Raw genomic sequence first — 13,586 nt, 5'->3', positions numbered from 1 at the left:
AAGGCTATTTGAAGGTACTCATCTGATAGCTAATCATATTGATGTTCTTTCGAAAGAAACAAAAAGCCCTGCATAGGACAGAAGACTGTCTTCAGCAGGGCTTAAAATAGTGATTATTTTGAATAACTTAACTTTACAAAATATCGATCTCGTTGATGATCATATTGTCCACTCCATTCCAGGTCCAAATCTCGTCCACTACAATTTTGAAATAACGAGCGTTTACTGCATTGTCAAAAAGGATCGATATTTCCTCTGCTTCTGCATTACTTGCTATACTGACTGTTTTTTCGCTTGACCAAGTAGTCCCATCTTGACTGATGAATACCTCAAGATGTTTAGGACGGAATTCATTATACCCTCTGTTTGAGTAAATATATACTCCATCAAAAGATTGGGATTGTCCCATATCCACTACAGCTTCATGTGGAGGTTTTTCAGTGAATCTCCAAGGGTATTGGGAATGCCAAAAGGTACTCTGATTACCATCAAGAATGTTTGAGATTGTACTGGGTTGAGAACTCATTGTGAGCGTCCATGCTGATCGATCAGAATAATCGTGAGCTTCATAATAATAGTTGACATTGTCATCAGGAATCTCAGTCGCAAGGTCTATGCCGTATTCCAGATTTTTTATTTGACTTACTGTTCCATTTTTGTAAACCACATGTAGTGCCAGTTGCATGGAGTCTTTCTTATCATCTTTATAGCCATTGAATAGGTCCGAGTAGGGCGTAGTTAAGCTAAATGAATAGACATTGCCTGAACTTGGGCCACTAAAGTTTTGGGAATAAGTGATTTTGTCATAATTGTTTCCTCCGCCAAAAGGCAGCCCGTCATGTCCCACAAATACTGCGGCAATCTCAGTGTCAGAAACAATATCACCACTGATATCAATACTGGAGGTGGATGAGTTTTTGGAAACGGAATAAGTGTCTAAATTATAAGCAGATGTGCCTGAATAATAGGAAATACTGTTATTGGTTTGATTAAAAACTTGATTGTTGTTCAAAATACTAGCGTCAGCAGCTGTGAGGTAGACCAAGTCCTCATCACCACCTTCATAGGTATGGTTCCCAAAGGACATCAAGGAGATGTCAGGAAGGTCGCTTGCAGTATGGGTGTTATGGGGTAAGTTCAAGCCATGAGCAAGTTCATGCATGATTCCTCCCAATTTGTCCGCACTCATTAATGAGAATCCATTCCTGGTTTTGCCAGAAGAAGAAAGTGTGAAATCCGAAGAGGTGGCAAAGCAATACTTCCCTAAACCATAAAAAGGAACTCCGCTCCCTGAATGTCCCAAAACCAATACATGTTCACTGGTTTTTAAACTTGGGTTATTGTTGAAAAATGCTTCAACTTCGTTTTTTACTTGTGAGTTATTACTGCTGAAATAGTCGGAGTCATCCGAACCATTCACCACGATGATTCGGACTTCATCATCTTGGTTGGTCATCAAACCAAAAGTCTTGTTAAAACCATTTTCTATCATACCCATTTCATACCAATCTTGGATATATAGCATCATGTCACTTACTTTTTGAGCCTCTCCAATGCTAAGGGTGTTATCTGTTGGTAAGAAAAACACCACATTCAAAGCGTATTGGTTGGTCTTGTTGACCGTCCAAGAGTCGTTTGGGTCTTCTGTGTAGTCATCTTCCAGGTTTAGAACTGATTCAACTTTTTCATCATCCTCTACAATGGGAGAATCTGGTTCGATTTGTTCTGTGCAAGCAAACCCAATAAGGGCCAATAAAAAACATAGGTTTTTCATAGTTAGTCGTTATGGTGAAAATTGATTTAAGGTTTCTTAATTAAAAATGCAATTCCATCTTTTTCCATAGTAGCTAGGACGTGCTGAGCCATTGTTAAAAGATATTGTGTTATAATAGATGATAGCCTGTGTTTTAGAAGGATTTTCTAAAGGACGACTTTGATTTGCGGTATATACTAAAGGTCAATCTAAAAATGAAAATTTCATCAAAGATCAAATTAGATTAGAGTTTCTTAATTGACCATTTAAACTAAATGGAAACGAAACATAATAAATTGGAACGATTATGAAAATTTAGTTAATAATAATTTAAAGATTAGTAAATTCAAAAGAAATAAAAGATAAAATTTGTGTTTCGAAATCAAAAATAAAATCTTATATACGAACTACATTTGGTTATGACTGATAGGTTGGTGAATGCGATTGCTTTTAAAACTATGTCAATTGTGACAAAGAATAATAGAAATGAGTCATCAGGCCACGTTTACTAATACTAATTGACTTGAAACTTGATGATGATTTGAAAAAACCAAATGTTTTATACCATCACGAAATGCAATGTTTTTTATTGAGGAATGGTTGATAAAATAGAGAAGGAAGTCACTGAAAGAAATATTGTTTTATGTTTTTTTAATCTTTAAAACTTAATGTGCATCTGTAAATATGCCAGTAGCTTTAAATCCATAAATTGTTTTCCCCAGAACGAGCAGGTATAAATAAGTAGATTCTTTGTGACTTGTTTGCTTGATTTTGATAGTACCTTAAGAAAATGATCCTATTGGTAAGCAGGCGGATAATTGGGTGCTATTTTTATTGTGTTTTTCGAATAATTATTATGTTTTTATTGGTTTGATTTTTAAGTATTTGATTTTTTTGGTCAAATGATTTGCCAAATATTTCTGAATTTGTTTCCTGTAACAGGATTTTTGGCAAACCTGTTATGATTAAATTTTTATTCCTAAGAGCAAATTTTCAAATTTAATCATGTGAACGACAGCGTAGTTTTTTGATCAATAGAATTCATTTCTTCCTCTACAGTGCTATACATTAAAATACAGGTATTTGTATCCAATCTTGATGATGAAAACTCATAAAATAACAACTGAACGTAATCAGATAAATAGCTATGAAAAAAGGATTAAGTGCTTTGTTATCATTGTTAATGCTAGCAGCATGCAACCAACCCAACACGATAGATAAACAATCGCTTAGCGATAAAGGGCTAGAAAGCCGATATGAAACTTTGGCCAGCTTGCCTTTTGAAGGTGGCTACCCAGAAGGTGAGACATCCAGTAGCTTGGATGATGAACTGTATTTCCAAAGAGCCACACAGGTGTATTTATGGGCTTTGCCTGCAGTAAACATGTACGCCATGAAAGAAGGCTTGGGAAAGACTTTTGGGGAAGGTTATAATGTGGTTTCTGTTTTTGAAAAAAGACTAAAACCAAAGACTATCATTACGACTCCAAATTCAGATGTAATCTATGCACTAGGTTTTGCCGATTTGAGTAAAACTGGCCCTCTTGTATTGGATGTACCACCCATGTTACAGGGGCTATTGGATGATTATTGGCACCGTCCTTTGGAAGGACCAGAGAAACCGGATGGAACTCGTTTTTTAGGTGATATTGGTTTTCCAGGACCTGACAGGGGAAAGGGAGGGAAGTACCTTATTGTGCCAGAAGGTTATGAAGGAGATGTTCCCGATGGCTATTATCTCTATACCAGCAAGACAAATGGAGTCTTCATCTTCCAGAGAGGTTTTTTTCAATCTGTTGATAACCTAGAACCTGGTGTTCAGGCTGTCGAAGGTATCAAGATTTACCCATTGGAAGGGGAAGCCAAGCCTATGGACTTTCAGCATGCCTCTGATGTGGATTCCTACGCGCTCTTTGCTCATGACTTTTCCTACTTTGAAATGCTTAACCGATTCATCCAAAGTGACCGAGTGGATGATGTTGATCCTTATATGCACGGGATGATGGCCGCATTAGGAATAAGTAAAGGAAAGGAATTCGCTCCTACTGAAAAACAAAAGGACATATTGGATAAAGCAGCAGAAACTGCCTGGAAAATGGCGAAAAATATTGCGGCTAACTTCGATCAAGAAGAGGACGGGCTTTGGTGGAACGACCGGAAATGGGTAGCTCATGCACATACGGAGCTGGACGATTTTATGCATACATTGCTAGATGAGGAGTTTAGGAATCGAGAGACAGACCATACCGATGTAAATGCCAAAGCACATATGTACATCAACCACTATTCGATCAGTACAGGGATGATGTCGTCTATTGTAGGTTTGGGTGCAAAATATGGCAATGCTTACAAAGATAGCGATGGTAACTTTTTGATGGGGGAGAATAGTTATGAGATCACCTTTCCTGCTAATATGCCTGCCAAATTATTTACGTCACTTACACTTTATGATGCGGAAACGGCAGCAGGAGTAGATGCTGAAGGACAGGCTTATCCTTCCTTAAATACTATGAATGAACTGGTTGAAAATGAAGATGGTTCAGTAACCTTCTTTATCGGACCTGATAATCCAGACGACAAACCTAATTTTATCAAAACAGCACCAGGAAGGGGTTGGTTCAGCCTGTTCCGCTTCTATGGGCCGGAGGAAGCTTTCTTCGACAGAAGTTACAAGCCTGGTGACTTTGAATTGGTGAATAAAGGAAACAAGCAATAAAATATTTAATGTGATGAAAAGAATATTCTTATCCCTATTGACGACTCTATTAATGTTTGCTTGTCAGCAACAAAAAAAAGAAGCAGATGAAAAAATAGCTATTATATCGGACTCAACAGTAGCTGTTACCAAGGAAAATTTTGCGCAGGCCATGGCAGATTTGGCGATGCAAAAGGAATTTGTTCAGGGAGCCGACAATACTTGGAACCATCACCGTAAACCTATGCCATTGGATGAGCAACCTGCACCATTGATGAACCGTGATACGGATTATTCCTTTGCTATCTTGGATGGCGGAGGGGATGTGGCCATCACATTGCCAGAAAATGATGGTCGATATATGTCACTTCATGTGGTCAATCATGACCATATTACGGTGGATGTGCTGTATGGTCCGGGGCGTTATGTGATTCCAGCGTCCAAAACCAGTGATTTTTTCTGGGCCAATGTGCGGATGCAGGTCAATCCGAACGATCCAGATGATATCAAGAAAGTAAATGATTATCAAGATCAATTGCAGTTGGAATATCTAAATGGTTATCAGCCGAAGTCTTTTCAGGTCACTAGCTGGAACATGGAAGAGTTTAAGAAACTACTTTCCACCTATGTGGATATTGCCAAGAATGAAGGTGTTCAGGGAACGATGGGTACTATTTCAGCTCCCGTATCGCTAGAAGACCGAAACAGAGGAGTGTCTATAGCTACTGGGCTCCTGCCGGACAAAGATGCACAGTACCTTACCGCCCAATACGACTTGGAAGAGGGCAAAATTTATAAAGCGACCTATCCAGTTCCTGAAATGAAAGATCCTGAGTTGGGTTTTTATTCTATCACGATTTATGGAGCAGACCAATACCTGAAGACGGACAAAGGCTCTACTATCAGCAATACCGAAATCAAACTGAACCCGGATGGAAAAACCTTTGATATGTATTATGTGCCCAAGGAGCAATTTGAAGATATGGAATACACCAACAAACTCTTGGTTCCTTCTAAACCATTTTGGATTTGCTTTAGAGTATATATGCCAGGAGAATCTGTGATCAGTGGTGAATACAAACTCCCTGAATTACAGTAGTGTTTTAGAAAATCTATCTAACACAATTTTTACCTTAAACTGCCTCATAGTGTGGATTTTTCAGTTAATGTAAATTGTTCGGTGGGCTATTCTTCTATTAAGCATATTGTACTTGTCCTATTGTTTTTTAGCCATTACATTTCTGGATATTCTCAGGAGACTACTGTTCAAGTGACTGTTGAAGAAATGGCCAAAAAACGTCAGGATCCCGTGGCAGGATTACGGAGTGTCTATTTGCAGGAAATTCTCATGCCAGTGGGTGATGGTGTGGCCAGTTCTTTTTCTATCCAGCCTGTTTGGCCAATTAAACTATCAGATAACCTTAAGTTGATCACATATACCATTATCCCTTTTCAGGGGATTCCTGCCACAGGCATGATGACACACGTTCCAATAATGGACATATCATCGCCTGGACATGATGTCATGAGGAGTTCAGGAATGGGCAATATCTTATTTAACGGATACTTTTCCTCTATACAAAAAAAAGGAAAGGTCAGTTGGGGGATCGGGCCGGCTGTTCAAATCCCCACCCGCACCAACGCAGCCCTGGGCAGTAACCGAGTGAGTTTAGGTCCATCATTTTTGTTCAATCATAGCGGTGACAAGTTTTCTGGTGGTTTTGTCGTGCAAAACTATTGGTCGCTTGGAGGAGAAGGGGCAAACCAAGTCAACAGTTTCAATCTACAGTATTTTACCTATTACAATTTAGTCCAAGGTTGGTTTCTTGAAAGCAATGCGACTATCCTCAATAATTGGCTGGCAGACGAAGGGGAGCAAATGTTGCTTCCAGTTGGTGGAGGTGCTGGCAAGACATTTCAAATAGGGAAATCAGCGTTGTTTTACTGCGCCACTGGTCAACTTTTCTATAACACAATAAAGCCTGAGGCCATAGGTGTTTGGCAAGCGGTATTTCAATTTCAAGTTATTTTTTAGATTGTGGATTGAGCTTGTTGATCGGCTAATTAGAACTTTTTTGACTATTAACTTTTATGAAAAATTGAAGTTTGAAAAAGGTCATTGTTCTCATGTGACCGAATTTGAACAGGGTTTTGTTCGCTAATGAGACGGTAAAGCAAAGCGGATTTATTTAACTAATTGATTTTCAGTTGATTGATTGTTTGGTGGGTTTTTGGATAGGGCTTGCATCAAGGTGGAAATTAAAACCAAGGAAACTTTGAAGTTTCATAAAGTTTCCAGAGTTTTGTCATTGAAAATTGACTTAGCTGATTTTGGAGACGAGAGAAAAGATACTAGAAGTAGCCATGGAGCATTTTACCCGTCTGGGGGTGAGGTATGTGACGATGGATGATATAGCCCGGGCAGCCGGCATGTCAAAAAAGACGATTTATCAGGAGTTTAAGGACAAGGAGCAACTTGTTTTTAATACTTTTGAAAATAGCATGAGGCAAGACCAGGAATTCTTTACCAAACTTAATGAAGAGTCCAATGGAGCTTTGGAGCATTTTGTGGAAATTTCGAAGTACATTCGTTCTCGGTTTTCTAATATCAATCCGCTAGTTTTTAGCGAAATTCAACGATACTACCCAAAATGTTGGCAGCTTTTTGAGCATTACAAGCATAACTGCGCCATCAAGACCATCACTGATACCATTGATCAGGGAAAAGCAGAAGGGTATTTCCGACCGGAAATTGATTCGAATATTTTGGCCATGATAAGGTTGGAACAAATCTCCAGCACTTTTGATCCGACCAAATTTCCACCGGCCAAGTTTAATATTATAGAAGTTCAGATGGCTATCATGGATCATTTTATCCATGGCCTTTTGACAGATAAAGGACGCGAACTATTTTATAAAATCAATAATCAGGATTAACTCATGAGTTTAAAAACCAGATTCTCCCTTCTTGGAGCAATACTGATCTGTCTTTTTTCGAGGCCGACCTATGCGCAGGAAGTGTTGGAGCTTACTTTGGAAGAAAGTGTTCAATATGCATTGGAGAACAATGCAGACGCTAAAAATGCCCTACTGGAGACTTTTGCCTCGAAGGCCTCAGTGGGAGAGCAGGTTGCTCAAGGCCTGCCCCAAATCAACGGTACGTTTGACTTTACCAAAAACGTCGCCATTCCGGTAATGTTCCTTCCCAATGAAGGACCGTTTGCAGACCCTGACAATCCATCAGATGTATTGCCAGTGCAGTTTGGTGTTAATTATCAAAGTGGATTGGGAGTTACGGTTACCCAGATGATTTTTGATGGGTCTTATTTTGTAGGTTTAAAGGCTGCTAAGACATACAGGTTACTCAGTGAATTTGATAAGGAGAAGACTGAGAATGATGTCATTGAAAGTGTGAAAAAAGCTTTTTTTACCGTCTTGGTAAACGAAGAGCGAAAGGAATTGGCTGAGGCCAACCAAGCTAGAATTGATTCCTTGTACAGGGAAACAGAGGCCCTTTATGAGGAAGGTTTTGCCGAAAAAATCGATGTTTCCAGAATCAAGGTGCAGCTCAATAATATCGAAACTGAACTGGACAAGATCAATGCAGCTACAGTGATCAGCAAGCAGTTGCTGAAAGTGCAGATGGGACTTCCCCTTGAATATGAAATCGAGATTACACAAACACTGAGAGACCTGAACAAACCAGAAGAGATTAGCAGCTTGTTGCAAAATAACGGTTATAGGAGAGTGGAGATGGACCAACTGAAGACCAATTGGGAATTGGTGAAACTGGATCTCAAAAACAATACGGTACAATACCTGCCAAGCATTGATGCCAATTTTACCTACCAAAGAAATGGAGCCGGACAGCAGTTCAACACTCTTTGGGATGGAGATAATTGGTTTACCGGTGCATTCCTTGGTTTAAGCCTTAAGCTTCCCATTTTTGATGGATTGGCCAAGAGCAAACGCATCCAACAGAACAGGATACAGCTAGAGCAAATCGAAAATCAAATGGTCATGTTGGATGATAATATAGAAGTGGAAAGATTCCAGGCCAGAACCACACTGCAAAACAACTTAAGGACCCTTGATGTACAAAGGGAAAACATGGAGTTGGCCACTGAAGTTTATAATATTGCCCGCATCAAATACCAAGAAGGTGTAGGTTCCAACCTAGAAGTTGTGGAGGCAGATTCTGATCTGAAAGAGGCAGAGATAAACTATTACAGTGCTTTATATGATGCTTTGATTGCGAAAGTAGACCTTGAAAAAGCTTTAGGAATATTAAGATGAAAAAATACATTTACCCCAATATAGACATGAAAACCTTTTCCAAATTACCATTGGTGGCATTGGCTGCATTGACTTTTTCTTGCGAACAGCCTGATGAGCTGGCTGAAAAGAAAGCAGAATTGGCTACAGCCAAAACAGAATACCACGATCTAAAAGTTAAGATCGAAGCCCTTGAGAAGGAGATATCGGCCATGGATACCACTTTTGCGAAGCAAAACAGAAAGTCCGTGCTAATTACAACCGTGAAATCCCAAAAACAGCCATTTGAGCATTATGTGGAAGTTACAGGTTCTGTCCTTTCAAAAAAGAATGTCAATATCAGTGCTGAAGTTTCTGGTAGAGTGGAGGAGATCAAAGCCATGGAAGGCATGCATGTCTCCAAAGGAGAGGTGCTGGCAAGGATCGATGCGGAGTCTGTGGACAACAGTATCGATGAGTTGGAGAAGCAATTGGAGTTGGCCAATATCCTTTATGAAAAACAAAAGCGACTTTGGGACAAGCAAATCGGTACGGAAGTACAATATTTAGAGAGCAAGAACAGGAAAGAGACCTTGGAGAAAAACTTGGCTTCCTTGAAGACACAAAAAGGAAAGGCAACCATTACAGCTCCTTTTGACGGAACGATTGAAGAGGTTACTGTTCGTTTGGGAGAGTTGGTACAACCGGGCATGCCTATCATCAATTTCGTCGGGGAAAGTGACCTGTATATAGAAGGTGATATCTCCGAGAGTTACGTAGGAGTATTGGAAAGAGGAGATTCTGTTCAGGTGGAATTCCCTTCTCTAAATAGAGAGATAGACACCAAAGTAACAGCAGTGGGTGCGATTATCAATCCCGATAACCGAACCTTCAAAGTAGAGGTGTTTTTGCCTAAACTGAAACATGTTAAGCCGAATATGGTTTCAGTTTTGCGCATCAAGGACTACCAAAATCAAGACGCCGTGACTGTACCTACCAACCTTATCCAAAGGGATAATAAAGGGGAGTATGTCTATGTGGTGGATAACAACACAGCTAAAAAACAATATGTTTCTAAAGGAGAGACCTATGAGCATGTGTCGGAAATCAAAGAAGGCCTAAAAGGGGGAGAAGCGATAATTGAGAAGGGTTTTAGGGAAGTAGCAGATGGTTCTAAAGTTCAAATTGTTGAAAATTAATTATGTCTGATCAGCAACCAAATAATAAGAAAGTTTCCAGGGAATTTGGTCTGTCCTCTCTTTCGGTTGATAACAAGACCAGTGTAATTATTCTTGCCCTGATCATTACCTTCATGGGCTTGAATGCTTACACGACAATGCCCAAGGAGAGTTTTCCAGAGATTGTAATCCCTACCGTTTACGTAGGAACCAGTTATCCGGGTAACTCACCTGTGGATATGGAAAACCTGATCACTAGGCCCATAGAAAAGGAGCTTAAGTCACTTAAGGATGTCAAGAAGATCAACTCAACATCCATTCAGGATTATTCCACTATTATCATAGAGTTTAACCCCAATGTAGATATCTCAAGGGCTTTGCAGGATGTAAAGGATGCAGTCGATAAGTCCAAGAGTGAGTTGCCTACTGACCTAGACCAAGATCCAAACATCTTTGAGCTTGACTTCTCAGAAATGCCAATCATGTTTGTGAACCTTTCCGGGAATTATTCCCAGGAAGAGTTGAAGGAGTTTGGGGAGTACCTGGAAGATGAAATCGAAGCTTTGCCTGAAATTTCCAAGGCAGATCTTACAGGAACCATTGACAGAGAGATTCGTGTGGATGCGGACCTTTTCAAGATGGAAGCCATGGAAGTAAGCTTTGGAGATATTTCAGACGCCATATCTGCGGAGAATGTTACCATTTCAGGTGGTAATATTTTGAGTGGTGATTTTAGAAGAGCTTTAAGGGTGACAGGTGAATTTAATGATCCCTCCGAGCTGAATGATATCATCGTTAAAAATGAAGGTAACAATATTGTTTACCTCAAGGATGTTGCAACAGTAAAGGACACTTATAAGGAGAGGGAAAGTTATGCCAGGGCATCTAAACTGCCAGTAGTGACCGTGAACGTGGTTAAAAGAGGAGGAGAAAACCTTTTGGATGCGAGTGATAAGATCAAGGAGATCATTGAAGAAGCTAAGGCCAACCATTTTCCGTCAGACCTGAAAGTGAGTATTACGAATGACCAGTCCAAGTTTACCCGAAGCATGGTGGCCAACTTGGAAAACAGTATTATTTCTGGGGTGATTTTGGTGATTTTGGTGTTGATGTTCTTCTTAGGATTCAGGAACGCACTCTTTGTAGGAATAGCCATTCCTCTCTCCATGTTTATCTCCTTTATGGTACTGAATGCCTTTGGGGTGACGCTTAACATGATGGTGCTTTTCTCCATGATTCTAGCCCTAGGGATGTTGGTGGACAATGGAATTGTGGTAGTAGAGAATATCTACCGATTGATGCAAGAAGGTAAGTCACCTATCGTAGCAGCTAAAGAAGGAGTGGGTGAAGTGGCTTGGCCAATCATTACTTCCACGGCTACCACAGTAGCTGCCTTTGTGCCATTGGCTTTCTGGCAGGGTATTATGGGCGAGTTTATGAAGTATTTGCCGATAACCTTGATCATTGTATTGTCATCTTCCTTGTTTGTAGGTTTGGTGATCAATCCAGTGGTTACGGCTATGTATATGAAAATCCAAAATCTGGACAATGTCAAGCCGAAAAGAAGATCCTTTGTTATCGCAGGAACTTTGTTGACCATTGCTGCGATTTGCTATGTTCTTAGAATATATACCGTAGCCAATATTCTGCTTTTGGCCACCTTGATTACATTGATGAACGCCTTGTTTATGAAGAAGGCTATCCGATGGTTCCAGGTTGTATTCTTGGTGAAGCTAGAAGAAGGATATGAGAAAACACTAAGTTTTGCCTTATCAGGTAGAAAGCCATATGCTTTCTTTTTTGGAATGTTTGGGGTATTGATTTTGTCTTTGGGACTTTTGATGGTAAGGGCCCCACAAGTGGAGTTTTTCCCAAGCAGTGATCCAAATTACATTAATATCTTTATTGAATACCCTATAGGTACCGACATTGAGGCAACTAATAGCTTCAGTAAGAAAGTTGAGGATGAGGTAATCAAAATGATCGAGCCACATCGAGATATTGTGGAAGCATTTATTGCTCAGGTAGGAGAGGGAACCAGTGATCCTTCTGAGGGACCAAGTATGGGCGTGACACCCCATAAGGCAATGTTGACGGTGAGTTTTGTGGAATATCAATACAGAAATGGCAAGAATACTTCCGAGATCATGCAGGAGCTTCGTGAGGCCATGGCCAAATACCCAGGTGTTCAAATCACTGTTGATAAGGAGCAAAATGGTCCACCAGTAGGCAAGCCGATCAATATCGAGGTCAGTGGGGAAGATTATGATCAGCTAGTGGGAGAAGTGGAGAATATCCGCGAGTTTATCAATGCAGCCAATATCCAAGGTATTGAAGAATTGAAGATGGATTTGGAAACAGGCAAGCCGGAATTGATAGTAAACATTGACAGGGACAAAGCCAGAAGGTTTGGACTTTCCACCTATACGATTGCCAATGAATTAAGAACCGCACTGTTTGGGTTTGAAGTTTCTAAATACAAAGAAGGTGAAGATGATTATCCTATTGAGTTGAGATTGGCAGACAAGTACCGTTATGACGTGGATGCTTTGGTCAACAAGAAGATTTTCTTCATGGATAAATTTGGTAACCGTCGCAATATTCCAATTACCTCTGTGGCCGATGTGGAGTACAGTTCTACCTATGGTTCGGTAAAGAGAAAAGATTTGGATAAGGTGATTACAATTTATTCGAATGTGGATGAAGGCTACAATGCCAATGAAATTGTGGAGAGAATCAAGACCTTACTTTCAGATTATGAATTACCGGACGGTATAGACCTGAAGTTTACCGGAGAGCAAGAGGAGCAGGCCAAGTCAATGGCTTTCTTGATGAACGCGATGATTATTGCGGTGGCGGCCATCTTCTTGATCATTGTGGCACAGTTTAATTCCCTGATGACACCTTTCATTATCATGTGTTCAGTTCTTTTGAGTACCATTGGTGTATTCTTGGGGCTTTCCATTTTCAATATGGACTTCGTAGTGATCATGACTGGTATTGGAATTATCTCACTGGCAGGGGTCGTGGTAAACAATGCAATTGTGTTGATTGACTATACCAATCTCGTAAGGCAGCGTAGACGTGCTGAATTGAACATAGATCCTGATGATCATTTGCCATACAGTGAGGTGGTGGGAAGTATAGTAGAAGGAGGTAAAACCCGTCTTCGCCCCGTGTTGCTGACAGCGATTACAACCATTTTGGGATTGATTCCAATGGCGATAGGAATGAATATTGACTTCTTTACATTACTATCATCATTTGATCCTCAGTTTTATGTAGGAGGTGATAATGCAGATTTTTGGGGGCCAATGGCTTGGACTGTAATATTTGGTCTAACCTTTGCAACCTTTTTGACGTTAGTAATAGTACCTGTCATGTATTTATTGGCAGATAAGATCAATATAGCTATTCGCAAAAAATAGTTTATGTAGATTTATTTAAAGGTTGGTGGTTTTTTAAGTGTTAAAACCTCCGGGGCAATGTCTCGGAGGTTTTTATTTTATAGGGTACAATCATTCAATGAATAGAATTGTAGTTGTCAAACTGAAAGGTTGAAAAGATAAGAATACTAGCTAATCAAAGCTGGTTTGACCTAATATTCATTTGTGGTTTAAAATAAATTCAGGGTTGGGGATAACAAAGTTTATACTTGAATTACTCCCCCAGAACTTTTATTTGATCCACTTTTAGTTTTTAAACT

Annotated in this window: 8 protein-coding genes; 7 read left to right on the top strand and 1 reads right to left on the bottom strand. The window is 39.9% G+C overall.

Translation table 11 applies throughout. The annotated features are described in order from the left end of the window. Nucleotides 1-133 precede the first annotated feature (133 nt). Nucleotides 134-1,774, bottom strand: a complete 1,641-nt coding sequence (locus JL001_RS22520; protein ID WP_200980107.1) for a discoidin domain-containing protein — start codon at nt 1,772-1,774, stop codon at nt 134-136. A 1,126-nt stretch (nt 1,775-2,900) separates the two neighbouring features. Here JL001_RS22520 and JL001_RS22515 point away from each other — a divergent pair. From JL001_RS22515 to JL001_RS22485, 7 genes are all read left to right on the top strand, one after another. Further along, entirely contained in the window at nt 2,901-4,469 is a 1,569-nt protein-coding gene (locus JL001_RS22515; protein WP_200980106.1) for a DUF1254 domain-containing protein, read from the top strand. Between the two features lie 13 nt (nt 4,470-4,482). Continuing rightward, the gene (locus JL001_RS22510; protein ID WP_200980105.1) at nt 4,483-5,547 is read left to right on the top strand and encodes a DUF1214 domain-containing protein; all 1,065 of its coding nucleotides are present in this window, start codon (nt 4,483-4,485) and stop codon (nt 5,545-5,547) included. A gap of 51 nt (nt 5,548-5,598) precedes the next feature. After that, on the top strand, nt 5,599-6,483 hold the full coding sequence (locus JL001_RS22505) for a hypothetical protein (RefSeq protein WP_200980104.1): 885 nt from the start codon (nt 5,599-5,601) through the stop codon (nt 6,481-6,483). 296 nt (nt 6,484-6,779) lie between these two features. Continuing rightward, complete coding sequence (locus JL001_RS22500; protein WP_200980103.1) at nt 6,780-7,385, top strand: TetR/AcrR family transcriptional regulator; 606 nt, start codon at nt 6,780-6,782, stop codon at nt 7,383-7,385. A gap of 3 nt (nt 7,386-7,388) precedes the next feature. Beyond that, nucleotides 7,389-8,744, top strand: a complete 1,356-nt coding sequence (locus JL001_RS22495) for a TolC family protein (RefSeq protein ID WP_200980102.1) — start codon at nt 7,389-7,391, stop codon at nt 8,742-8,744. Further along, nucleotides 8,741-9,901, top strand: a complete 1,161-nt coding sequence (locus tag JL001_RS22490; RefSeq protein ID WP_236252947.1) for an efflux RND transporter periplasmic adaptor subunit — start codon at nt 8,741-8,743, stop codon at nt 9,899-9,901. The genes JL001_RS22495 and JL001_RS22490 overlap by 4 nt, the downstream gene beginning before the upstream one ends. A gap of 2 nt (nt 9,902-9,903) precedes the next feature. Beyond that, a complete protein-coding gene (locus JL001_RS22485; RefSeq protein ID WP_200980101.1) occupies nt 9,904-13,308 on the top strand; it encodes an efflux RND transporter permease subunit in 3,405 nt (1,134 codons plus the stop codon). The last annotated feature ends 278 nt before the right edge of the window (nt 13,309-13,586 follow it).

The sequence above is a fragment of the Echinicola sp. 20G genome (assembly GCF_015533855.1).
In the GTDB taxonomy this organism is placed as follows: Bacteria; Bacteroidota; Bacteroidia; order Cytophagales; family Cyclobacteriaceae; genus Echinicola.
This window is presented reverse-complemented; position numbering and strand designations above follow the sequence as displayed.